The sequence below is a fragment of the Pandoraea terrae genome (assembly GCF_902459695.1).
GTDB lineage: Bacteria > Pseudomonadota > Gammaproteobacteria > Burkholderiales > Burkholderiaceae > Pandoraea > Pandoraea terrae.
On the sequence record NZ_CABPRZ010000004.1, the window covers coordinates 196,281 to 218,944 of the forward strand.

Here is a 22,664-nt window from a genome sequence, read left to right on the forward strand (position 1 = left end):
ACAGCAGTCCTTCTATGGGGTTAGCGTGTGATCCTGGCTTGCCGGCCCGCTGGCCGGCGCCGGTGAGGCCGCCGGCGGGTCGACAAACTCGATGCTGCGCAAGATCTTCAGGTAGTAGGGCAGCAGATTGCCCTTCGGGTCTTCGAGACGCATCACGTTTTCACCACCGCACATCGCCTTGGTTCCGTGGAACAGGCAAAAGGACAAATAGCGCTCGCGGCGCCATTCGTCACCGTCGGTATCGTCCTGCGTCAGGTAGAACCCACTCCCATTGACCGCGTTCAAGGCGCGAATCGTTGTAACTGGTCGCAAGCCTTCCGCATCCCACTCGCTTGCGTAGTGGGCTTCCCACCTCTGCAACTTTTCGTCATAGACTCCCCCTCGCTCAAGCGCGACTTTCGCCTTTGACCTCATTGTCAGATCGTCGCAGTAAAACTGCAGAATGAATCGACTGATCTTTGTCTTGATCGGTGGTTTGTCGGTCCAGTATGTCGATCCTGACTGTTTGTTACTCGCAAGGTGTCCACCAAACGGATCGGTGATACGAATGGCACAGCCGGCGCCCATGTCGACGAACAATTTGGGGGCTTCCTTCTTGTGATTCGCACTTCCGGCCGCGTGAACCGCCGACGTGGTCGTCAAAGCCATGGCGGCGGCCACAAGTACCAGTCCAGTCAATTTCATGATTTCGCCTTCTTGGGCTTTTCTCTTCTGGGAGTACGGCCTTCGGGAAAATGCAATGTGTGGGCACCGGATGCGTCAGGAAAGACCGGTTCTCCGACGACGGCCAGTACCTGTGCGTGGGCAATGCAACGAGCGATATAGCCGTTGAAATACCTCTTGGGATCTCCGACCGCTGCGGGCAGATTGACGGCGGCCGACGCGTCCCGAAAACTCATGCTGTGGTAATAGACCTTGCTCCGGGGCGGATTCGGCAAGTTCGGGTTTTTCTTGTCGGGCGGGCGTGTTGGGTGCGCCACGCGGCGCTCCAGGGGCTTGACCTGGTCGGCATAACGCCCCATCTGCATCTTGGACCAATAAAAGCCTGCACTATCGGCCGGGCTGATCGGATCTTCCGGCGCGGGATCTCCCCGCTTTCCAGCCAGTTGATCACGCCATAGGAGCATCTCAGGCGTCACGCCATTCGCGACATCGTTCAAGTACTTTTTTGCTTCTGAACGCTCCTTATTAGCCTTGCCGTGGGCATTCGACAAACTGTCGCGTACCTTCTGCGGTATTTGGGAGTTGCGTGCGCGATAATCCCAGTAGCTGATGTAGTTGCCCGGATGCGTGAGTTGCAGGAAGCCCCGGCCGTCCCACGGCCAGTACCACGCATCGGCATTGTTCTCATGCAATGTGCTCAGCCACGTGGTTTCTTGCAGCGCATTACCGAAGAAGGCAGCCATACGCACCGGCGTCGTAATACAGTGTTTGCGCAAGGCAACGTTCAGGTGAGGTCGATGATCCTGGCTGATTTTTGTGCGCTCCTTTGACTCGAACACTGACTCGTAGTACAGCTTGTGCCTACCCGCTTCGCGAAGGACCTCGGTCGGCAGCAATTGATCAAACTCGCTGGCGCTCAACCACCCGCACTTCCTGAAATGCCGAATGAACTGCAGCGGATGGAAGAACCAGAGCTTCCCGTCAGGCAATCCCGTCTTGCCCCAGAAGCAGAACCGCTTCGCGAAGTCGGTGAACTTTTTGTAGGCGGCCTCTTTCCCTTCGAAATATTCGCCCGGCTCCAAAAGCTTCTTGTAACGCGCCTCGACATTTGACGTATCCCATTCGGTTGGCGCTTCGCACACGAAGCCGCGTAACTGCTCCCGAACGTGCCTGCGGTCGGGATCGTTCAGGTACGCGCTGACTTTCTTGTTCTTCGCCGCCCATTCGTCCAGACTTTCGTCCAGCGCAATGGGGCTCGCGTTTGCATCACCCAGCATCGTCTTGAGTTGCTCGATGTCGCACAGTCCGTCGCTGTTGAACGGTCCCGCGCCTTCGCTGATCGTCCGCCAGTGCGAGAAGGACGGGAAATCCGCGTCCGAGAGCTTCTCGATCGCATGGTTGCTGAGGTCGATATAGCCTTGCTTGCCCGGCTCAAATGTCACGGCCACCCAAGTCGAACGGGGATTGGGTTGATGGGGCGAAGTGGGACTGCGCTCCACCGGGGGCAGCGTTGCGGGGCTCGACAGAATCCGCCCAAAGCGCAGTAGTTCGTAGCCGTCACTCGGACAGGCCGGGTAGAGCTTGTTCGCACGGTCATACATCTTGTATTCGTACTCAGGTTCCACCTCCGGCGCATCGGTCAAATAGACGCGTTTGCCATCGGGTGCCACCTGCCAGACTTTCGTGAACTTGCAGCCCTTGTGGAAGTACGTTTCGACGTACAGGGTTTCATCGTTCTGACCGCCTTGCAGCGGCGTGAATTCGATGCCCTTCAGCTGGTTTTCTCCGTCCACGCCCGGCGGCTGCGGGCTAAAAATCTGCTCCTTCGGAATCACGTAATACGTATGCCCCCAGTAATCCGTTCCCGCAGGCGTGCTCGGCTGGGCCACGTCGAGCTGCGTGGCCCCGAAATAGGCCTTGTAGTCGTCAGGCAACATGAAGATTTCGAAGTGCACGCCAAAGTGGCCCTGACACTTCCCCATATATCCGAGCACATCCTTGCGATAGACCTTCTTGCCTTCTCCCGACACCGCACCTTCCGTGTCGTTCCTGAGCCAGTCCGGCAGCACATGCGGCGCACTGCCCGCCGCCGGCACACGGCCCGGCAGTTGGTTCGTGCCTTCCATATCGAGCAGGTGCATGTACAGCGAGAAGTACGTCAGCGTACGATTCTCGCCCGTCTCGGTCGTGTGCTTGAGCAGTACGAAGCCGAGGTTGCTATTGAGCTGATCCGTACCGTTGGGGTTCTTCGTTCCGTCGCTGATCGCTTTCTTACATACCCGGTACGCGACGACTTCGCCGTCGGCAATCGCTCGTACGGGCATCGCCTGATCGCGCGGATTGAGATGCAGGCCGCAATGCCAGCGGCGATCGGCGGCAATGGGATACACGCCGTAATACGTTGCAAACTTGTCGACCGCATCCATCAACGGATCGAGTGCTTTCGGATCTGTCGCAACCTCCGGCAGGAACGGGGGGCTGATGATCATCGCTACCTCAGTGGGAAAGGGCGTAGCCGTCGTCAGGCGGGCTCAGGTCGCTTTTGGGAAGTGCCGGCAGTGAAATACTCACGCCGTCGGGGCCCTCGAACCTGAACGAGGCGGCCTTGATGGTGAATTCGCCCGTGCACATGAAATCGACGCTGCCGTTCTCCATCTTCACGCAGGCACCGCTGCTGGCCATGACTGCCTTCGTTTTCCCACTCACCAGCACGTCCGCGCTCGTGCTCGCCACACGTAGCTGTTTCTCCGCCAACAGGTCCAACGCGTCGCTCTGCGCCTGAATCTCGACCTTGCCCTTGGCCGCGAACAATTTCAGCCCGAGCTTGTGCGCGCACAGCGAGATCAGTTCGCCTGCGGCCAGCGTGATACGCTTCATGGCACTGATGTCGACGTGCTTGCCGGCGCTCGCGAACACGTTCTCGCCGGCAGCCTGCTGGATCGAGCGCGGCGTGGCCAGCGCGATGCCACCTGACGCGCTCGCGATCAGTCCGGCACTCTTGAGTTGGTCGAGCGCATTCATCAGGCCGGCTTGCATTTCCTTGTCGGCCGGCGCAGCTTCGGCCTGCGCGGTCGCATTAACCAGCGTGGTCACGCGGCTCAGGGCCGACTGCAATTCCTTGAGCGCGGCCTGCATTTCAAGCTGCGGGGCCGCCGGGCTCGACAGGCTGTCGGCCGACAGCATCAGACCCTTGGCCGCACGCACCGTGCCCCAGCCCTCCGTGGTGAGTTCGAACCCCTCGCCACGCTTCTTCTTTTGGTTGTCGACCAGATACCCGAGACTGACCGACGATTTCGCGTAGACCGTCGCGATCTTGACGCCTTCGCGGTCCTTCAGATCTTCCATGCGGATCTTCGCGCCCAAGAGGGGCGAGCGCCACACTGCGCGGCTGTACCAGCCGGCCTTGCCGTGCACGATGTCCGGATGCGCATCGTCGTGCAACGCGCCTGCGATGTACATCCGATCCACATCGCCGTTCGTGCACTGAAGGCGCACCTCGGTTCCAGGCAACAGCGGCGAATGAAACCCGCCCTGATAGGAGGCAGCCGGACGCAGCAGCCGCAGCGGCATGCTGTTCATGCCGCGCTTGCCCGCGTTGCGCAGAAAATGGGGCTTGACCCGATAGCGACCGTGTTCGTCCAGCCACGCATAAGGTTGCTCGTCACCCGACTCGACGACGCCAACCAGCGTGCCGGCCACCCACCGCCAGTGTTTCTCCGGGATGTACTCGGCCCGGTAGGTCAGGTGCGAGGGGATCGCCTCGAATTCATTAATTACCGGCTCGGAGCGACTGCCCTTGGTGACTAGGCGGGTGATCACCACGCCATGCTCCGCCCCGGGCAGCGGATGATTTGTCAGGCGCACCACCATGCCCGGCATCATGCCGAGCACGTTGCTCTTGCCATTGAAAGTCGTCTGCCGCGCGATCAGTTCATCGCGCCGCGCATCGGCCAGCATCTCGCCTATTTCCGCCGTATGATGATGCTCGGCGCTGCGGTTGACGCTGCCGTACGCCGAGAGGTCATCGCTGGCGATACGCGATTCGACCTTCAGCGGATCTGCGGGCGTTCGATAGTTGTGCTCCCGCAACTCGACGGTGGACGGCACGAGTGTGCGGACCTCGCTGATCGCCAACACCGCCTCGTGCCAATTTCCCGACAATCCCGAATACGGCATCATCGGCACGTCCAGCGCGCGCACATAGCCAGCGGGGTTGTTGCCGAAAACAATCGTGTCGCGGCGCGGTCCGGCGCCCTCGCGGCCTTGCTTGAAGTAGTAGTAGAACCCGGCACGCAGACAATGACGCGAGATGAAATTCCAGACAGTCTCCTCGTACATGACCGTCTGCTCGAACTGTTCCTGCGCATCCTCCAACGCGAACTCGACGTCGTATGAATCGAAGCGCTTGCGATCGACGACGAGTTCGGTAATCAGTTCCTTCAGCGACTTGTTCTGAAACAAGCCGGAATCGTGCACCTGCTCCAGCAGTGCAACGCGCGGCTCAATACGCAGCCTGTAGGTCGCCTCGTCGCGACTCGCCTTCACACGCTCCCACTGCGTGACCACGCCGTGCACGATGCGAGCGGGCTCCACCACCGGTGTCACAAGGCCGGGCATCGACGGCACCGCGGCTTCTTCGTCAATCGCGAAAGTCGCGCGGCGTCCCACGCACGCCGCCGCGTCAATCGCCTTGTTGATCGACGTGACAGTGATGTCTGCCACATAGGTTTCGTTGAAACCTTCCTCCAGCCTGAACGACAGAACGTCGATGGGCGTGTCCAACGTACCGATCGACAACCGCAGGTGCTGCGTCAGTCTGGCACTGGGGTACTGCAAAACGTCTTGGAGAGTTTGCATGAAGGGCAGATTCGGTGTGTATGTTGTGCGACATGCGTACCTGCGCCCCCGGGGGCAGCGTAAGGCTCGGCCACGAAGAATAAACGCTCAATGATTAACGTGAAATGCGGTGACCTTCGATTTGGGATAAATCTGAAATCCCCCCCCGGGCCGGAGTTTTCAAAACCAGCGCGTAATCCTAATGATTCGGTCGGACGATTCCGAAAGTTGCGCCAAACGATAGAATTAGCGGCAAATCGCCTTGCACATGCCGTGTGCCGCACGTAACCTTTTCCTGTCGCGACCCAATCGCGATACGGGAGTGAGATCCCGGTTGCAAAATTAGATGGGCACACGGCCGCGCTTCGCGCGCGGTCCTCTGTGCACAGGCTGACTACGTTTAATTGTCTACGGGCGGGTTCAGGCTGGGTGACCTTCGGGTCAGCCGTCTTTTTTCCATCAGATTTTGCACGGTATCTCACCCCGGCTTGGTGCCCGCCCACCCGTTCGTCTTTGGAACGCATCCCCCCACGTCACTCCTGCGACAGCGCTGAGCGGGCGCAAACCCACTTTGTTGTTCAGGAGATACTCATGTCCGACGTTGAACGCCCGATTCCCACGATAGACGAAGCCATTGCCCAGTGCCACAAGGAGCAAGATGAGCGCGCAGTTGAGTTGCGCAAAGTGACAGGCAAGATCGCCGCGTTGGCGATGGCCGGTGGCCAGGGTGGAATCGATTCGCTTGACGATGAATACGTTCACGCCTTCTTCGAGCAACTCGAAGAACTCGCGCCCCATGCGCATGAGCTTTCGGCGCAAATCTTCGACCAGCGGAACAACGTTTTCTATCGCCCGCCGCGCGCCGCTGCGTAGCATCCACTAGCAGTAGTGGCCCTTTACCGGATGTAATGACGGCATCCGGGCTTTTTGGCCCCCGGCCATTAACCCCCGCAAACGCGAAACCTCCAATTGAAATCAATGGGCGCTAACAACCGTGCACTTACGACCAAGCAGCCCGAGCGGATTTCCGGACTATCGGGCTTGATTCGACAGGTGCAAACCATGATCGAACACTCGGGAAACCCCGACAAGTTCAATGCCGCTCAGTGGGTTGATCAGTGGATTGAGACACCGAATCCGGCCCTGGGTGGAATACGCCCGAGCGCACTTATGGATACCGTTGCCGGACAAGCGCTCGTCTCAAGCGTCCTCAGCAAGATGCTGAGTGGCGCGTACGCATGACGAGCACCGCTTGGCAGAGGCGGTCATGATTTATTCGATTTCGAAGAGGCGCGAGCCGACGATTTAGCCACGGCTTTCGCTGCCTTTGCAACCATGTCGGATTTTGCTGTCTTGGCGGATGTCGCACGCTTCGCCGCAGCGGCCTTCACCGGCGAGTCCGCCGTCGCACGCGTCCGACCGGACTTCGGCGGCGCGGCGGGGCGGGGAGTTGGCCGCTGGAGCCATCCGCGGAGCGTTCGTCGCGCATAGTACATTTGTCTGATGCGCGATCTCCAGCGCCGATCGAGAATGGTGCTTCCAATAGTGAAAACATGGAGCGGATCATGGCGGGCGAACTGGTGATCAGGGGCGGTTTGGTGGTCGATGGCACGGGCAGCGAGCCCTTTCGCGCGGACGTCGCCATATCAGGCGACACCATCGTCGCCATAGGTCTCGATCTTCCCGTGGCCGGCGACGAGATCGACGCCACTGGCTGCATCGTCACCCCGGGCTTCATCGACCTCCACACTCATTATGACGGCCAGGCGATCTGGTCCGACCGGCTCGACCCGTCCTCGGGGCATGGTGTCACGACCACGGTGATCGGCAATTGCGGCGTCGGCTTTGCGCCCTGCCGCGCGGAGAACCGCGACCAGCTGGTCGACCTGATGCAGGGGGTCGAGGACATCCCCGGCATCGTCATGGCCGACGGCCTCACCTGGGAGTGGGAAAGCTTTCCCGATTATCTCAACGCGCTCGAACGGCGGCCACGCGACGCCAATATACTCGCCTATGTCCCGCACTCGGCACTGCGCGTCTATGCGATGGGCGAACGCGCCCTCCGCCGTGAGCCCGCCACCCCTGGCGACATAGAAACGATGCAGCGGCTGATTCGCGAAGCGATGGATGCCGGGGCGGCGGGCTTCGCCACCTCGCGCCAGTTCATCCACCGCACCGGGCACGGCGAACTCATCCCGAGCTATGACAGCGGCGAGGGCGAGCTGAGCGCGCTGATCACGGCGATGGAGGACAGGCGGCGCGTCTTCCAGATCGTGCTCGACGTGCCGCGCCTGGGCTGGGAGGAAGAGCTGGCGATGCTTCGCCGCGTCGTCGGCGATTCCGACCGCCCGACGATGTTCTCCTTTGCCCAGGGCGTCGATTCCGACGCCTGGCGGATCGCGCTCGCTCGGGTGCATGAGGCCAATGCCGATGGCCAGAATATCCGGCCGCAGATCTTCCCGCGCCCGATCGGTATCATCCTTGGACACCGACTCACCGCCAACCCCTTTACCGATCGGCCGACCTTTAAGCGCCTTCCCATGGATTTCGCAAGCCGCATAGCGATGCTGCGCAAGCCCGAGATCCGCGCCGCAATCCTCGCCGAGCAGGATGATGCCGATGGCAACCCGTTGCGCATGATGGCGAGCGACTTCGAGCGCATCTTCCCGCTGCGCGCCGACGCCAATTACGAGCCCGACCCTCAAGACAGCGTCGCCGCACAGGCCGGCCGCCGCGGGATCAGCGTGGAGGAAGTGGCCTATGACCTGCTGCTCGAGGACAATGGTGAAGCCATGCTGCTCGCCGCCGTCGGCAACTATGCCAATGGCCATCTCGACCATGTCCGCGAGATGCTCGATGACCCGACCTGCGTGATCGGGTTGGGCGATGGCGGTGCGCATTACGGGCTGATCTGCGATGCGAGCTTTCCCTCCTTTGTGCTGGCGCATTGGGGCCGCGACCGTACGCGCGGGACGATGCCGCTACCCCAGCTCGTCAAGGCGCTCAGCGCCGACACCGCCGCCGCGATTGGCATCACCGACCGCGGCACGATCAAGCCGGGGCTGAAGGCCGACATCAACATCATCGAATTCGACGCGCTGCGCCTCCACAAGCCCAAGATAGTCCACGACCTTCCCGCAGGCGGGATGCGCTTGACGCAGGACGCCGACGGCTATCGCGCGACGCTGGTCAACGGCGCCGTCATCCGCCGCGAGGGCCAGTCGACGGCCGCACGCCCCGGCACGCTGATCCGCATGGGGCGCTGAGCGGTCCCAGCGCGTCTTTCCGTAGCGCCAGGCGACGATGCGGGGGGCCCGGCGCCGCGAGCACGGGCCGGCGACAGCGATGTGCGGGAGTGCTCCATCGCTCGACGGCCAGGTAACGGTAGCGCCGAAGATGACGATAAGTCCACGCACGCAACTCATAAAAGCAGCGCGTAATCCTAATGATTAGCTCGGACGATTCCGAAAGTTGCCCCAACCGATAGAATTGGCAGCAAATCGGGTTGTACGGGGTGATTGCAAGGCGTAAGCTTTTTCCATCGCGACCCAATCGCGATACGGGAGTGAGATCCCGTTTGCAACTAATGTCGGGCACACGGCCGCGCTTTGCGCGCGGTCCGTCGTGCGCGGACAGAACGCGCCGATTTGCTGATTTATGGGCGGGCTCAGGCCGGGTGACCTTCGGGTCAGCCGTTTTTCTTCCGATATTGGTTGCACGGTATCTCACCCCGGCTTGGTGCCCGCCCACCCGTTCGTCATTGGAACGCTCCCCCACGTCACTCCCAAGACAGCGCGAAGCGGGCGCAAACCCACTTTGATGTTTAGGAGGTACCCATGTCCGACGTTGAACGTCCAATTCCCACGATCGACGAAGCCATTGCCCAGTGCCACAGGGAGCAGGATGAGCGCGCAGTGGAACTGCGCAAAGTGACCGGCAAGATCGCCGCGTTGGCGATGGCCGGTGGCCAGGGAGGAACCGATTCTCTTGATGATGAATACGTTCACGCCTTCTTCGAGCAACTCGAAGAACTCGCGAGCCATGCGCATGAGCTTTCGGCACAAATCTTCGACCAGCGGAACAACGTTTTCTATCGCCCGACGCGCGCCGCCGCATAGCATCCACTAGCCATAGTGGCCCTTTACCGGATGTAATGACGGCATCCGGGCTTTTTGGCCTCCCCGACCATTAAACGCCCATCAAACCGGCGCCAGCGCGCGATGCGGTGCCTGAGGTAACGTCACTTCAATCGCATCGCCAGGCTTCACTTCCCCGCCTGTCACCACAATCGCCATCACTCCCGCCTTGCGAATCAGCGAGCCATCCGGTGTGTGATCGAGCACTGCGTGCATCAGGCCCTTCGCGAAGCGGTCAATCTGCACACACGGATTGCGCAAACCGGTGATCTCGATAACCGCGTCGCCGCCGAGCGTCAACCGCGTCCCTTCCGGCAATGCCAGCAAATCGATGCCGCGCGTGGTCACGTTCTCGCCCAGATCGCCCGGCGCCACCGTAAAGCCCTTCCCGGCAAGCTCATCGAACAGTTCGCCATGAATCAGATGCACTTGCCGAAGATTCGGCATGGTCGGGTCCTTCTTGATCCGCGACAAATGCTGCACCGTGACGCCAAGATGCGCGTCGCCTTCGACGCCCAATCCGGCCAGCAGCCGGATCGACGGTTGCAACGGTTTGCTGAAAGTGTGCTCGGCGTTCAGGCTGACGGTCGTGACGGTGGCAATCATGATGTTCTCGATTTCGAACAAGCGTGAGCCGACGATTTAGCCTCGATTTTCGCAGACTTTGCAACCGTGTTGGATTTCGCCGTCTTGGCGGACGTCGCGCGCCGCGACTGAGCGCGATCGCGCATCTTCACGAGGCATCAATGGGCGAACACATCAAATCCTGTCCGTTAATTCGCGCACCGAAATGTTAGGGGTGTTTTCCGATAACGTCGAAGGCCAGTTGCTCCGACAATCCACAGCCGCTTCGAACCGAATCGGTCGGATTGAAGCCTATTGGAGCTCTTGACCACATGAACTTCGGAATCTCAGATGCTGTTACGTCCATGGCGCCCCGTTTGTGCGATGGAATACGGACGGCATGCCACTGGATGAGCAACCTGACCGGCGATCTAAGCAGCGTGCACAACGCGACGCCGGCGCGTGAAACGACGACCCGCACCGCGCCGGGTTGGCGCACATGGATGACACTCGGCTTGCTGGCATCGTCCGGCATCGGCTTTTCAGGCGCATTTGCCGGCATTGTCCCGCCGAGCCATGCCCCTCGCCCGACCGACATCGCTGGCGGACAAGACACCATGGACCATTTCATGCGCTCGATGAATGTGAATGCGTCCGGTCTTCCCGCCGCACCGATTCAGACAGTCACGGAATCCTTGGCCGGACGCGTGCGGCGCGACGCAGCAATGCTTACGATGGCCACGCCCGACGAAATCGATGCCACACCGGATTATGACTTCGATGATTTGGACGCGGATGTCATCCGATAGGCAACTCATACAAACGGGAGCCACCACGACGACGTAACGTGGCGGCAGCAAGCGGCGTCGATGCGATCCTGCTGGATCTGCACGGTGCGATGGTCGCCGAGAACAGCGACGACTCGCGCGTGAATCGTCCGGTGCATCCACTGGATCGGGCGTGACGTTCGGTGCGTGATGAAGGGGTGGCGAGCCGTACCGGTTCGCCACCTGTCAACTTTGTCAGGTGACATGCGCGAGGTGACGACCTAAGCTTGGGACTCCGGCTACCTGTGCCGATGCCGGTGCATGCAGCGCTCCCGGTCTGTCGGCCAGACGTTTCCGATCGTTCGGAGGGCTTCGCCATGCACACCAACATCGTCATTGTCGACGCCGTTCGCACGGCCATCGGCGAATTCGGCGGAACGTTGCGGGAGAAGCCTCCCGCCGATCTCGGCAGCACCGTCGTCAAAGCGTTGCTCGAACGCACCGGGCTCTCGGGCGACGCTGTCGATCAGGTCGTCGTCGGCAACGTGCATCAAACCACGGCCAGCGATATGTACCTCGCCCGGCGCGCCGCACTCGGTGGCGGCATTGCGCCACGCGCGGGCGCACTGACCGTCAACCGTCTGTGCGGCTCCGGACTCGAAGCGGTGTTGCTCGCCGCACAGTTCATCGCTTCAGGGGAAGCCGAGGTGGCAATCGGCGGCGGCGCCGAGACGATGAGTCTTGCGCCCTACCTGCTGCCCGCGCATCGCTTCGGTTCGCGTCCCGGCGATGTCGTCGCCACCGACACCCTCATGGGCGGCCTCACGGATCCGATGACCGGCGTCCACATGGGGGAACTGGGCGAGCGCATCGCGACTCGCTTCGACATCGACCGCGCGCAGCAGGACGGCATCGCGCTCGCATCGCATCGACGCGCCGCCCTTGCCATCGAGGCCGGTTACTTCGACGCGCAGATCGTCCCGATCGACGTCGGCTCGGCGCGCAAGCCCGCCATCTTCAAGCGAGACGAACGCGTGCGATCCGCGCCGTCTGCCGACGATTTCACCACCCTCAGGCCAGTGTTTCGCCGAGAAGGCGGCACCATCACCGCCGCCAATGCGTCCGGCATCAACGACGGGGCGTCCGCCGTGTTGCTGACGACGGCGGCCTACGCACAGGCACGGGGCTTGCGCCCGATGGCACGTCTTGTTGCACACGCGCGTGTCGGGGTACTGCCGGAGGAGATGGGCATCGGGCCGGTGATGGCCTCGCGAGAAGTGCTCAGGCGCGCCGACCTTCGCATCGGCCGCATGGACGTGATCGAACTGAACGAAGCCTTCGCTTCGGTCGTCGGCGCATTTCTGAAGGAGATGTCGCTCGACGCCTCGCGCGTCAATCCGAACGGCGGGGCCATCGCACTGGGCCATCCGGTCGGGGCGACCGGCGCGATCATGGTGACCAAGGCCGTGCACGAGTTGCAACGTACCGCAACACGCTATGCCATTGTGACAACGTGCATCGGCGGCGGGCAGGGCATTGCCGCCATTTTCGAACGGGCGTAACGAAGCCTCTTGAAGCCACTGCAGGACGATGAGTGCCACACAACCGACCATCGTCAGCGGCTTGCGACGGCAACGCCCGACAAAAGCGATGCCACACCGGATTATGACTTCGAAGATTTGGACGGGGATGTCATCCGATAGGCACCCTATACAAACGGGAGCCGCCGCGACGACACCGCGTGGCGGCGGACGGCGGCAGCGCGATCCAGGCCCGCAGCCGCCCGCCGGCACGGTTAGCGGAAGTCCGGCGCCTGCCGGGCGAAGTCGTATACACCCAACATCCGGAACGCGTTCAGGAAATCGCGGAACGACGACAATGTCCCATTGCCCCCGCTTTCGTGCCGCGCATCATCGCACCGCTCGCTTTGCGTGGGGCGCCCCGCCTTGTAAGCGGCGTGGTCCTTCAACATCGCGTCGATCGCAATCCCCATCGCCGGATGCTGAAAATTTTCCTGATTTGCCGGCTCGCGCCATTCGGCCACCCCCGAAACGCCGTTGGCCAAGGCATGCAGCATCGGCACCAGCCTGAGATAGTGGAAGTACGTTCGCTGCCTGGCCGGCGTCATTTCCTGAATGCGGTCGAGCAGCGCCGCCCCCTTTCCGAGATAAGCCGCCACCGTTACAGGACGTCCTTTGCCGCCCTCCCAAGCCGCGGTGATATAGCCGAGGTTATAGTGCAGACTGTTCATCGTGCCCAGCTCGAAGCCCGGTTTTTCCACCAGCACCGACGGCAGGTTCCGCTTCAGGAAGCCATTCACGGAAAAGGGAACCCGCTTGTCGGACGCGTTCTCCGCGTTTTTATCGGCTTTCGCCCTGGCATCGGGATGGCACTGGACGCGCTTCTCGAGCACACTGCGCAGCTCCGTGTTCGACATGGGCCATTGGCCGTCGCAAGTGCCCTGCGAGGCGACCTCGCCAGCGAGTTCGCTGATCGCAAGTCGTTCGATTCGGGACTTGGCGGAGGTGTGCTCAAGCGCCCGTCGGGATTCTTGCGAAAGCGGATAAGGCGGCTCACAATCGCCGTGCCGATCGAAGAATGCGGGCACCCACGCGCCTGCACCGAGCTGGGCCACGCGCGAATCCACCCGATTCAACTCGGCCGCAAACGAGGGTATTGCGCCACCGCCTGCACCCTGCAAGAACGATGGCGCCACTGAAGTCACCGCTGTCATGTTGATTGCCGGCATTGCGTCGTCTCCTGAAATCGTCCGCGCCGAACCATTCGACGCGCGACGAAAGGAGTCTTTCGCAGGGGAGACAGCGGTGCTTCCGTAAAACACCTGAGAGTTGTCGCCGCGCAGAGACGCTTGGGAAAACACTTGCGGCGTCACGGCAACTCGCGACTCAGTCGAGCGTCTTGTTCCCCGTTTCCTCGAACATCGACACGGCGATGAGCGAGATCAGCACGCAAACGATCATGTACCATGCGGGCGCCATCTTGTTGCCCGTCACGCGGATCAGCCAGCCGGCGACCAGTTGCGCGGTACCGCCAAACGCCGACACGGCGATCGCGTACGCGCTTGACATGTAGCCGGCACGCAGATGTTTCGGAAAACTTTCCGGCATCAGCGCGTACGCCGGCGCCGAACCCATCGTGTAGCAGAACATCAGCACGATCAGCGCCGTCAGCACGGCCGGCAGCGACGGGTAGTGCGTCATGATCCAGAACGCCGGGTACAGCAGCACGATCAGCAACACACGGCCGATGATCGTCAACGGCTTGCGGCGGCCCATCTTGTCCGACCACGCGCCATAGATCGGACACATCACCAGCGAAATCGTGCTTGCCGCCACGCCGGCCAGCATCGACATCTTCGGCGGCAAACCGAGATATTGAATGCAGTACGTCGGCATGTAATACATCATCACGTACGTCGACACCGACATGCCCATGATCGAGAAGATCACGAGGAACCAGTTACGCACATACAGGCCGCGCTTCGGATCGTCTTTCGCCGCGACGGCTTTCGCCTTCGGTGGCTCTTCCTGGATGTGGCGGCGCAGATAGATCCCGACCGGCGCGATCAGCGTGCCGAGCAGGAACGGAATGCGCCAGCCCCAGCTGTGCATGGTCTCGTCCGACAGCAGGAAGCCGAGGCTCGCCGCGAGGCCCGAGCCCATCAACGCCGCAGCGCCCTGGCTTGCCAACTGCCAACTGGCGCGGAAGCCGCGCCCCTTCTGCCCCCCCGTCTCCAACAGCGTGGCCGTGGCCGCGCCAAACTCGCCGCCTTGCGCGAAGCCCTGCAAAAGGCGCGCCGCCACGATCAACACCGGTGCGGCCAGGCCGATTTGCGCGTACGTCGGCGCGAGGCCGATCGCCGCCGAACCGATCGCCATCAGGCCGATCGTGAGCGTGAGCGCCGGTTTGCGGCCCGCACGGTCTGCATAGCGGCCCAGCACGATGCCGCCCAGCGGCCGCATGATGAAACCCACGGCGAACACGGCGAACGCCAACAGCGATGAGGTGATGGGGTCGTCAGCCGGGAAGAATTGACGGCCGATCGTCAGCGCGAAATAGCTGTAGACCGTGAAATCGAAGAATTCGAGCAGATTGCCGATCACCGCCGCGAAGACGATCTTGCGTTGCGCGGCCGCCGGCATCTCGGAGACCGACGCAACGCCCGCCGCGCGATCGAGGGTTTGGGTTGCAGTGGTCATGCACGGTCCTTCGCCAGGAATTTTTCGACCAGACGCGTCCAGAAGGCCGCGCCGATCGTCAGGTTGTCGTCGTTGAAGTCGTACTTCGCGTTATGCAGCATCGGCCGGCCTTCGCCGTTGCCCAGGCGGATGAAGCAGCCCGGGCGTTGCTGCAGGTAGTAAGCGAAGTCCTCGCTGCCGGCGATCGGCGGAAATGGCGCAATGATGTGGTCCGCTCCCACCAGTTCCTCGGCGATCTGGCGCGCGAACTCGGTCTCGGCCTCGCTGTTGACCAGCACGGGATAGCCGCGGATGTACTCGATCTCGGCAGTACCGCCGTAACCCTCTACGTGCGTCGTGATCAGCGCGCGGATGCGTTGCTCCAGCGTGGCGCGCACGTCGGCGGAGAACGAACGCACGCTCATTTCCATCGTCGAGAATTCCGGGATCACGTTCGGCGCATGGCCGGCGTGCAGGGAACCGACCGTCACGACCGCAGCCTCCGTCGGATCGACGTTGCGCGCGACGACCGTTTGCAATGCCATCACGAGGCTGCTGGCGATCACCACCGGGTCGACCGCCAGATGCGGGCGTGCCGCATGGCCGCCACGGCCGGTGATGCGCACCTTGACCGTGTCGCACGCCGCCATCAGCGGACCGGCGCGAAAGCCGAACGTGCCCGTGGCCAGTCCGGGATGGTTGTGCAGCCCGAAAATCGCGTCGCACGGGAAACGCTCGAACAGGCCGTCGGCGATCATCTGCTCGGCGCCGCTGTTCGAGCCCGCTTCTTCCGCGGGTTGGAAGATCAGGTGGACGGTACCGTCGAAATTGCGTGTCTTTGCCAACTGTTGCGCCGCGCCGAGCAACACCGCGGTGTGGCCATCGTGGCCGCAGGCATGCATCTTGCCGTCGTGCACGCTGGCGTAGTGCAAGCCGGTTTGCTCGCGAATCGGCAACGCGTCCATGTCTGCGCGCACGCCGACCGTGCGGCGGCTGGCGCCGCACTTGAGCGATGCGACGACGCCATGGCCGCCAACATCGCGCGTGACGTCAAAGCCCCATGCTTCAAGTTTGTCTGCCACGAAACGCGCCGTGTCGACTTCTTCGTATGACAGCTCGGGGTGCTGGTGAATATGGTGACGAATCTCGGCCAATTCGTGCCTGGCATCGTGCAGATCCTGCACCTCGCAATAGCGGGTCTCGCTCATCCGGGGGCTTCCTCTTCTGGTTTGATCGTGCTGACTTTTGCAGCATGGGCGGAGTATTGCACCGACGAAAAGTTGGACCCATGACGTAAACCACGTCAAAATGTTGCCTTCAAAGCAACATTCCCATGTCGTGAGACATCCGGCGCGGCCGAGCTCGCGCGATGCGCTTGCACGTGGGAGCAGACCGCGAGGGAGATGGCGATGGACGCGTTGTTGGATGAAATTGGCGAGCGCCCTCTCAAATACCTGGCGGAAATCGCCGCCACGGGCGGGGTTCGGCTTGCCGCCGAGGCATTGGGCGTGAATCCGTCGGTGGTGAGTCGTCAGGTCGCCGCACTGGAGCGGCGGCTGAGGTTTCCGCTCATTGAGCGGCAAGGACGCAACGTCGTCGTCACGGAGATCGGGCAGGTGCTAATCGACTACTTCCGGGACGGCCAGCGCCGCCAGCGCGACCTCGCCGCCCACCTCGAGGAATATCGGCACCTGAAGCGCGGACGGGTGGCGATTGGCGTCGGTGAAGGGTTCATCGGCAATCTCATCACGCAGGCCCTGCAACGCTTTTCGATGACGTATCCCGACATCCTTGTCGAGATTCGTTCGGGCCCGACGCCTGTGGTGGTCGCCATGGTGCGCGACGATGTCGTCGACATGGGCCTGTGCGCGCGCTCGGAGAACGATCCCGCCATGCGCGTGCATCCCTTCGCGCCGAAGCCGCTGTGCGCAGTGGTGAGTCCGGCGCACCGGTTTGCGTCGATGGACAAGGTGAAGGTGCGCGAACTCTCCGGCGAACGGCTCATTTTCATGACGGAGCCGTTCGGGGTGCAGCATTTTGTCCAGTCGATTCTCGATGCTGAGCGGCTCACCGTCATCCCGACCTACCGGGTGGATCTGTTCGCGACCGCGCAGGCGCTGGCGGCCGCGTCGCTGGGCGTGGCGTTCATGTCGGCGGCGACTGCGCGGCGCTGGACTGATCTCGGCCAACTGGTCGCCGTGCCGCTCGACCATCCCATCGCCACCGGCTTCTCCAGCCAATTGATGACGCGCGTTGGCCGCCGCTTGTCGCCCGCGGCCGACCATCTCTGGAAACAGATGGCGCAGAGTCTGGCGCAACGATAATACCGGCTCGACATCAACAATCCGCGTTCCGGGCGTCGTTGATGAGTCACTGCGGTATCATCGGTCAGACCGATTGACTTTTTCGAGACCCGATGACGTCAGATCCGCGTCGAACGCCCCCTGCCCACCACCGCCTGCGCGCCCGCTTCGTGGCGATTTCCTGGCGCGATCTCGCCGTCTCGTTCGGCCCCGTCGTGCTGCTTTCGCTTGCCGCCGTCTGGCTGGCCGTCTGGCTCGTGCAGCCCGCGCCGCCGCGCCACATTACGATCACCGCCGGCCCCGAGGGCAGTTCGTTCTGGAACGCCGCGCAGAAATACCGCGCCATCCTCGCGCGCAATGACATCACGCTCGAAGTCCTGCCGTCGGAAGGTTCGCGGCAGAACATCGAGCGGCTGGCCGATCGGAAGCAGAACGTCGATCTCGGCCTCGTGCAAGGCGGTGTCTCCACCGGCATCGACGTCGATGGCCTGCAGTCGCTCGGCAGCGTGTTCTTCGCGCCGATCACGGTGTTCTACCGTGGCAAGACCATTTCGAAACTGTCCGACCTCACCGGCAAGCGCATCGCCATCGGCCGCGAAGGCAGCGGCGCGCGGGCGCTCTCCCTGGCGTTGCTGAAAATGAATGGCATCGAGCCGAACGGCCGGACAACACTGACCGCTTACGACGGCCAAGACGCCGCCCAAGCGCTTACCGAGGGCCGCGTCGACGCGGCCATGCTTACCGGCGACACGGCCACCGGCCCGACGATGGGCAAGCTGATGCGCACGCCCGGCATCCACCTGATGGACTTCTCGCAAGCCGATGCCTACACGCGGCGCTTCACATACCTCAATCAACTGACGCTGCCCGCGGGTGTGTTCGATCTCGGCAAGAATCTGCCGCCGCATGCGGTACATGTCATCAGCCCGACTGTCGAACTCGTGGCGCGCGACAGTCTGCATCCGGCGCTGTCCGATCTGCTGATCGAAGCGGCAAAGGAAGTGCATGGCCGCGCCGGCGTCCTGCAGCGTGCGGGCGAGTTTCCCTCGTCGCAAGCACATGAATTCCCGCTGAGCGACGATGCCAAGCGATACTATGCGTCGGGCAAGGGCTTCCTGTACCGGCATCTGCCGTTCTGGCTCGCGAGTCTTGCCGACCGTGTACTGGTGCTGCTTGTGCCGATCATCGTCGTGCTGATCCCGGCCTTCCGGCTGGTGCCGTCGCTGTACGCGTGGCGTGTGAAGTCGCGGCTATATCGTTGGTACGGGACGCTCATCGGGCTCGAACGCGAAGCGATGGCGGACGATGCCCACACGGCCTACCCGGAACTCACGAGGCGGCTCGATGCGACAGAATTGGCGGTCAACCGGCTCAAGATTCCGCTCGCCTATGCCGACCAGTTCTACGTGCTGCGCGAGCATATCGGCTTCGTGCGTCAACGCCTCAACGCCGCTCACGCGCAAGCGGAAGCGGAGCAGGCCGAAGCCGCCCGCGGCATCGCGAACAGCAATGCGAAGACCGATTCCCCGGACGAGACCGCCGCATCGGGCGGCCCGGGATCGCACAGCACGCCGACGGCGCGCGACGCATCCGCCACGTAAAAGGGAGGCCCCGCAGGCGTTCGGTGCGGGTCAACGCCGGTTTAGGGCGGGTTCAGTGCGGGTTCAGTGCGATTTCCGCCCCGCCGCTTCCTTCAGGGCGTCGATCACGGCGCGCAAACCGGCATGCAATGGCTTGTCGCGCCGCATGACTAGCCCGAGCGTACGCGACAGGCGCGGCTGAAGCGGCCGGACATCCAGCCCCTTGCGCGCCGAATCCGACGTCACCGCCATGGCCGGCAGAACGGCGGTGCCGAGCCCTGCCGCCACCAGCTCCTTGATCGCCTCGACGCTGCCCAGCGACATCACGGGCGCGAGCGTCATGCCTTGCCTGGCGAACCAGTCGTCGACCAGATCGCGCGTATGGCCACCGGCCTCGTACAACACCAGCGGGCGCGTGGCCAGCGTGCCGGCAGTGACACGCTGGGGGAGCGCAGGGCCTTCCTTCGGTGCGATGGCAACGAGTTCGTCGTGCCATAACGGCGTGACATCGAGCGCGCGGTGCGAGACAGGCAACGTCACGAGGCCGACGTCGATCGCATTGTCTTCGATGGCCTTGACGATATCGCGCGTGTTGCCGGTCCGCACGGTCACGTCGAGCCGCTCGAAGCGCTGCCGCAATGCCCGCAGGATCGGCGGCAACAGATAAATGCATGCCGTCGCGCCGGTACCGAGGCGCACACGGCCGACCATGCCGGTCGAATATTGCGCCATGTCGACATCGAGCGCGGCCACGGCCGCGTCAATGCGGCGCGCATGTTCGAGCAGCGCCTCGCCCGCCGCTGTCGGTGTGGCCCGACGCCCGACACGCTCGACCAGGCGCACCCCGAGACGGGATTCCAATTGCCGGATTTGCAGGCTGATCGCCGGCTGCGTGACACCCAGCCGCTCCGCCGCGGCCGAGAACGTACCGAGTTCGATCACCTGCGCAAAGGCATGAAGCCAGTCGAAGTTCAGGCCGCGCATGACAAAGTTTTCCTTATGACTTGCATAAGCATGACAAGCTTTGTTTATACCACGGGAGCGTGCACACTCATGGACATGCGCGCCGTGCGAAACACGTGTCGCGCGCCGATGAATTCCATCCGTTTCGATGACGTTGCGATGAACGACCTTTCCCGCCCACTGCGTTACCCTCCGCATGCGTCGCCTCGCCAAGGTGTGGCGCCGGTCGTGCGCGCCTCGCGCGACGACGATCTGCCGGCCATCGTGGCGATTTACGCGCACCATGTGCTGCACGGCACCGCATCGTTCGAAGAGATTGCGCCGGACATCACGGAAATGCGTGCGCGGCGCGACAAGATACTTGCGGCGAAGCTGCCGTATCTGGTGGCTGAACGCGACGGCCGCGTACTCGGCTACGCGTACGCCACGCCGTACCGGCCACGGTCAGCATATCGATTCACCGTCGAGGATTCCGTCTACATCGACCCGGCTGCCATCGGACAGGGCGCCGGACGCGCGTTACTCGAAGCCGTGATTGGGCACTGCGAAGCGGGGCCGTGGCGGCAAATGATCGCGAATGTGGGCGACAGCGCCAATGCGGCGTCGCTCGGATTGCACGCAGCGTGCGGGTTCCAGCGCATGGGCACCCTCTACGCCGTAGGCTTCAAGTTCGGACGATGGCTCGACACGGTGCTGATGCAACGGAGATTGAACGGCGGGGAAAGCTCGCTGCCGCAGGCATGAGGTCATATGCCCATCGCACAAATGGTTAAAACGGCGATGCCCGATCCAATGCCTTGTAGTGCCGGAAGATGCCCGTGTTGTTGAACGGCACGCGCCGGGGCGACTGCAAATACGCGGCGATCGCCGGCAACGCGGCAACGGCGTCGTGCACCGTCGCACAGCGCGGATATGCGTTCGCGAACCCCGTCATCGCGCGCGGAAACGCGAAGTGCAAGCCGGCGATCACCTGAAACAGCGACAGATCCGCATACGTCAACGCGTCTCCCACCAGCCACCCTTTGTGCGACGGATTGTTCGTCAGCACCCGTTCGAAATAGCCGAAGAACTTCGGAACACGGTAATCGATCAGATCGGCGCTGCGCTTGCGCGCTTCATTGCGCTGAGCGCTGTAGTAAAGGCGGCTCGCGATCGGATGGTGGCTGTCGTGCACTTCCGTCACGAGATCGGCGATCGTCAATTGCAAGCCGTGCGTGAAGATCTGCGTGCGCTCATCCTTGCCAGCCAATCCCAGGCGCGGCCCGAGATACTGCAGAATGTTCGCGGTCTGTCCGATGATCTGATCGCCCACGCGCAGAAAAGGCGGTGCGAACGGGGCTTCGACGAGTGAGTCGTCGCGCAGCATCGACATCATTTCGCCCATGCCGCGGCCTGGTCCGGCTTCACGCACGATATCGACGTAAGGGGTTTTCGTCGCCTCGAACGCCAGCCGCACAAACTCGCCGCGCCCCTGCAATCCGGGCCAGTAGAACAATTCGTAAGCCATGTACCGCTCCCGACATTGCGACGCTGTTCACGCCGGACGCGTCATGTGCCCGGCCCTCCCCGTCCCCGTGGGCGCGTATGTTTCGTGGCCTGCCGCTCAACCAACCCTGGCTGTGCCCACCTGCATTTCCACACGGTTCTTGCCATTCTGCTTGGCGCGGTACAGCGCGAAATCGGCCGCTTCGATCAGCGACGTCGACACCAGATTCGTGCGCGGCACCACCGTCGCACCGCCAACGCTGATCGTGACATGTTGACCGTTGGCCGAACCGGTGTGCGGAATATTCAGGACATCGATCTGTCCGCGTACCTTTTCCGCCATCACCGCCGCGCCGTCAACCGTGGTCCCCGGCAATACCAGCACGAATTCCTCGCCGCCGAATCGCGCCGCCAGATCGGCCGGGCGTACCGCCCCCGCCGCCAGTGTCTGCGCCACGCGCCGCAACACGTCGTCGCCGGCAATGTGGCCGTACGTATCGTTGTAGGCCTTGAAGTTGTCGACGTCGATCATAAGCAATGCCAACTCGCGCTGCTCACGCAATGCGCGCCGCCACTCCGCCCCGAAGTATTCGTCGAAATACCGGCGATTCGCCAGGCCCGTCAGGCCATCCGAATGCGTGAGGCGCTGCAGTTCGAGATTGGTTTCCAGCAACTGCTGCTGACTCTCCCGCAGCGCACGGTAGGCTTCGTCACGCTGCAGCAGGTTCAAATACGAGCGCGAGTGGTAACGAATGCGCGCGACCAGTTCAATCGTGTCGGGCAACTTCACCAGGTAGTCGTTCGCGCCCGCCGAGAAGGCCTCGCTCTTGACAGCCGGATCTTCCTTCGTCGAAAGCACGATGATCGGGATGTCTTTCGTCACCGGACTCGCACGATACTGCCGCACAAGACTCAGGCCATCAATGCCCGGCATCACGAGATCCTGAAGGATCACCGTCGGGCGTGTCTGCTCCGCCACCTTGAGCGCCTCATCGGGGTTCGAGCAGTAATGAAAGTCGATGTTCTCTTCGCCGGACAGCGCGCGGCGAATGGCTTCACCCACCATCGCCTGATCGTCGACCAGCAGCACCATCACCGCGTAGTCGATGGGGCTGGCGTTCGTTCGCAACGCGTGGGGAAGGGAAGTTTTGTTCATTTTTCAGTATTC

General features: G+C 62.5%; 19 protein-coding genes and 1 pseudogene. 10 read left to right on the top strand and 10 right to left on the bottom strand.

Translation table 11 applies throughout. The features are described 5' to 3' along the window. Nucleotides 1-12: 12 nt before the first annotated feature. The 3 genes from PTE30175_RS06405 to PTE30175_RS06415 are packed head-to-tail and all read right to left on the bottom strand — an operon-like array spanning nucleotide 13 to nucleotide 5,520. Entirely contained in the window at nucleotides 13-684 is a 672-nt protein-coding gene (locus PTE30175_RS06405; protein ID WP_150696226.1) for a hypothetical protein, read from the bottom strand. Further along, entirely contained in the window at nucleotides 681-3,152 is a 2,472-nt protein-coding gene (locus PTE30175_RS06410; RefSeq protein ID WP_150696227.1) for a peptidase M23, read from the bottom strand. The genes PTE30175_RS06405 and PTE30175_RS06410 overlap by 4 nt, the downstream gene beginning before the upstream one ends. Before the next feature lie 7 nt (nucleotides 3,153-3,159). Next, a complete protein-coding gene (locus PTE30175_RS06415; RefSeq protein ID WP_191628872.1) occupies nucleotides 3,160-5,520 on the bottom strand; it encodes a type VI secretion system Vgr family protein in 2,361 nt (786 codons plus the stop codon). A 570-nt stretch (nucleotides 5,521-6,090) separates the two neighbouring features. Between PTE30175_RS06415 and PTE30175_RS06420 the strand changes: the two genes are divergently transcribed. The 4 genes from PTE30175_RS06420 (at nucleotide 6,091) to PTE30175_RS06435 (ending at nucleotide 9,617) form a co-directional block, all read left to right on the top strand. Beyond that, nucleotides 6,091-6,372, top strand: a complete 282-nt coding sequence (locus PTE30175_RS06420) for a hypothetical protein (protein WP_150696229.1) — start codon at nucleotides 6,091-6,093, stop codon at nucleotides 6,370-6,372. Nucleotides 6,373-6,561: 189 nt separating this feature from the next. Then, complete coding sequence (locus tag PTE30175_RS06425; protein ID WP_224788623.1) at nucleotides 6,562-6,741, top strand: MbcA/ParS/Xre antitoxin family protein; 180 nt, start codon at nucleotides 6,562-6,564, stop codon at nucleotides 6,739-6,741. A 323-nt stretch (nucleotides 6,742-7,064) separates the two neighbouring features. Further along, the gene (locus tag PTE30175_RS06430; protein ID WP_150696231.1) at nucleotides 7,065-8,765 is read left to right on the top strand and encodes an N-acyl-D-amino-acid deacylase family protein; all 1,701 of its coding nucleotides are present in this window, start codon (nucleotides 7,065-7,067) and stop codon (nucleotides 8,763-8,765) included. Between the two features lie 570 nt (nucleotides 8,766-9,335). After that, nucleotides 9,336-9,617 carry a hypothetical protein gene (locus PTE30175_RS06435; protein ID WP_150696232.1) on the top strand — a complete coding sequence of 94 codons (282 nt, stop codon included), beginning with the start codon at nucleotides 9,336-9,338 and terminating at the stop codon, nucleotides 9,615-9,617. Nucleotides 9,618-9,698: 81 nt separating this feature from the next. Here the strand turns inward: PTE30175_RS06435 and PTE30175_RS06440 are convergent, their stop codons facing one another. Beyond that, entirely contained in the window at nucleotides 9,699-10,241 is a 543-nt protein-coding gene (locus PTE30175_RS06440; RefSeq protein ID WP_150696233.1) for an MOSC domain-containing protein, read from the bottom strand. Between the two features lie 368 nt (nucleotides 10,242-10,609). Between PTE30175_RS06440 and PTE30175_RS06445 the strand changes: the two genes are divergently transcribed. The 3 genes and pseudogenes from PTE30175_RS06445 to PTE30175_RS06455 all read left to right on the top strand — a co-directional run bounded on the left by PTE30175_RS06445 (nucleotide 10,610) and on the right by PTE30175_RS06455 (nucleotide 12,528). After that, on the top strand, nucleotides 10,610-11,008 hold the full coding sequence (locus PTE30175_RS06445) for a hypothetical protein (protein WP_150696234.1): 399 nt from the start codon (nucleotides 10,610-10,612) through the stop codon (nucleotides 11,006-11,008). 32 nt (nucleotides 11,009-11,040) lie between these two features. Next, nucleotides 11,041-11,121, top strand: a pseudogene (locus tag PTE30175_RS06450) (M81 family metallopeptidase); the annotation flags it as partial. A 222-nt stretch (nucleotides 11,122-11,343) separates the two neighbouring features. Beyond that, nucleotides 11,344-12,528 (top strand): acetyl-CoA C-acyltransferase, encoded by a 1,185-nt coding sequence (locus tag PTE30175_RS06455; protein WP_150696235.1) that lies wholly within the window; start codon nucleotides 11,344-11,346, stop codon nucleotides 12,526-12,528. A gap of 233 nt (nucleotides 12,529-12,761) precedes the next feature. On the opposite strand, the gene PTE30175_RS06460 is transcribed toward PTE30175_RS06455, so the two are convergent. The 3 genes from PTE30175_RS06460 to PTE30175_RS06470 form a co-directional block, all read right to left on the bottom strand. Beyond that, entirely contained in the window at nucleotides 12,762-13,715 is a 954-nt protein-coding gene (locus PTE30175_RS06460) for a hypothetical protein (protein ID WP_150696236.1), read from the bottom strand. Nucleotides 13,716-13,872: 157 nt separating this feature from the next. Beyond that, on the bottom strand, nucleotides 13,873-15,186 hold the full coding sequence (locus PTE30175_RS06465) for an MFS transporter (protein ID WP_420819609.1): 1,314 nt from the start codon (nucleotides 15,184-15,186) through the stop codon (nucleotides 13,873-13,875). After that, nucleotides 15,183-16,373 carry a M20 aminoacylase family protein gene (locus tag PTE30175_RS06470; protein WP_150696237.1) on the bottom strand — a complete coding sequence of 397 codons (1,191 nt, stop codon included), beginning with the start codon at nucleotides 16,371-16,373 and terminating at the stop codon, nucleotides 15,183-15,185. Before PTE30175_RS06470 ends, PTE30175_RS06465 begins: the two co-directional genes overlap by 4 nt. Before the next feature lie 201 nt (nucleotides 16,374-16,574). Between PTE30175_RS06470 and PTE30175_RS06475 the strand changes: the two genes are divergently transcribed. After that, nucleotides 16,575-17,489, top strand: a complete 915-nt coding sequence (locus PTE30175_RS06475; RefSeq protein ID WP_224788624.1) for a LysR family transcriptional regulator — start codon at nucleotides 16,575-16,577, stop codon at nucleotides 17,487-17,489. A gap of 92 nt (nucleotides 17,490-17,581) precedes the next feature. Next, the gene (locus tag PTE30175_RS06480; RefSeq protein ID WP_150696239.1) at nucleotides 17,582-19,069 is read left to right on the top strand and encodes a TAXI family TRAP transporter solute-binding subunit; all 1,488 of its coding nucleotides are present in this window, start codon (nucleotides 17,582-17,584) and stop codon (nucleotides 19,067-19,069) included. A gap of 63 nt (nucleotides 19,070-19,132) precedes the next feature. On the opposite strand, the gene PTE30175_RS06485 is transcribed toward PTE30175_RS06480, so the two are convergent. Further along, complete coding sequence (locus PTE30175_RS06485; protein WP_150696240.1) at nucleotides 19,133-20,032, bottom strand: LysR family transcriptional regulator; 900 nt, start codon at nucleotides 20,030-20,032, stop codon at nucleotides 19,133-19,135. Between the two features lie 138 nt (nucleotides 20,033-20,170). On the opposite strand from PTE30175_RS06485, the gene PTE30175_RS06490 reads away from it, so the two are divergent. Further along, entirely contained in the window at nucleotides 20,171-20,755 is a 585-nt protein-coding gene (locus PTE30175_RS06490) for a GNAT family N-acetyltransferase (protein ID WP_150696241.1), read from the top strand. A gap of 25 nt (nucleotides 20,756-20,780) precedes the next feature. Here the strand turns inward: PTE30175_RS06490 and PTE30175_RS06495 are convergent, their stop codons facing one another. Then, nucleotides 20,781-21,518, bottom strand: a complete 738-nt coding sequence (locus PTE30175_RS06495) for a glutathione S-transferase (RefSeq protein ID WP_150696242.1) — start codon at nucleotides 21,516-21,518, stop codon at nucleotides 20,781-20,783. Between the two features lie 96 nt (nucleotides 21,519-21,614). After that, complete coding sequence (locus PTE30175_RS06500; protein WP_224788625.1) at nucleotides 21,615-22,652, bottom strand: response regulator; 1,038 nt, start codon at nucleotides 22,650-22,652, stop codon at nucleotides 21,615-21,617. Nucleotides 22,653-22,664: the final 12 nt, after the last annotated feature.

Bases quoted from the DNA above. Each gene is read 5' to 3' on its own strand.
- PTE30175_RS06405 (WP_150696226.1), bottom strand. From the start codon at position 684: ATGAAATTGACTGGACTGGTACTTGTGGCCGCCGCCATGGCTTTGACG.
- PTE30175_RS06475 (WP_224788624.1), top strand. From the start codon at position 16,575: ATGGACGCGTTGTTGGATGAAATTGGCGAGCGCCCTCTCAAATACCTG.
- PTE30175_RS06470 (WP_150696237.1), bottom strand. From the start codon at position 16,373: ATGAGCGAGACCCGCTATTGCGAGGTGCAGGATCTGCACGATGCCAGG.
- PTE30175_RS06495 (WP_150696242.1), bottom strand. From the start codon at position 21,518: ATGGCTTACGAATTGTTCTACTGGCCCGGATTGCAGGGGCGCGGCGAG.
- PTE30175_RS06430 (WP_150696231.1), top strand. From the start codon at position 7,065: ATGGCGGGCGAACTGGTGATCAGGGGCGGTTTGGTGGTCGATGGCACG.
- PTE30175_RS06420 (WP_150696229.1), top strand. From the start codon at position 6,091: ATGTCCGACGTTGAACGCCCGATTCCCACGATAGACGAAGCCATTGCC.
- PTE30175_RS06425 (WP_224788623.1), top strand. From the start codon at position 6,562: ATGATCGAACACTCGGGAAACCCCGACAAGTTCAATGCCGCTCAGTGG.
- PTE30175_RS06445 (WP_150696234.1), top strand. From the start codon at position 10,610: ATGAGCAACCTGACCGGCGATCTAAGCAGCGTGCACAACGCGACGCCG.
- PTE30175_RS06460 (WP_150696236.1), bottom strand. From the start codon at position 13,715: ATGCCGGCAATCAACATGACAGCGGTGACTTCAGTGGCGCCATCGTTC.
- PTE30175_RS06455 (WP_150696235.1), top strand. From the start codon at position 11,344: ATGCACACCAACATCGTCATTGTCGACGCCGTTCGCACGGCCATCGGC.
- PTE30175_RS06480 (WP_150696239.1), top strand. From the start codon at position 17,582: ATGACGTCAGATCCGCGTCGAACGCCCCCTGCCCACCACCGCCTGCGC.
- PTE30175_RS06440 (WP_150696233.1), bottom strand. From the start codon at position 10,241: ATGATTGCCACCGTCACGACCGTCAGCCTGAACGCCGAGCACACTTTC.
- PTE30175_RS06435 (WP_150696232.1), top strand. From the start codon at position 9,336: ATGTCCGACGTTGAACGTCCAATTCCCACGATCGACGAAGCCATTGCC.
- PTE30175_RS06500 (WP_224788625.1), bottom strand. From the start codon at position 22,652: ATGAACAAAACTTCCCTTCCCCACGCGTTGCGAACGAACGCCAGCCCC.
- PTE30175_RS06465 (WP_420819609.1), bottom strand. From the start codon at position 15,186: ATGACCACTGCAACCCAAACCCTCGATCGCGCGGCGGGCGTTGCGTCG.
- PTE30175_RS06485 (WP_150696240.1), bottom strand. From the start codon at position 20,032: ATGCGCGGCCTGAACTTCGACTGGCTTCATGCCTTTGCGCAGGTGATC.
- PTE30175_RS06490 (WP_150696241.1), top strand. From the start codon at position 20,171: ATGAACGACCTTTCCCGCCCACTGCGTTACCCTCCGCATGCGTCGCCT.
- PTE30175_RS06410 (WP_150696227.1), bottom strand. From the start codon at position 3,152: ATGATCATCAGCCCCCCGTTCCTGCCGGAGGTTGCGACAGATCCGAAA.
- PTE30175_RS06415 (WP_191628872.1), bottom strand. From the start codon at position 5,520: ATGCAAACTCTCCAAGACGTTTTGCAGTACCCCAGTGCCAGACTGACG.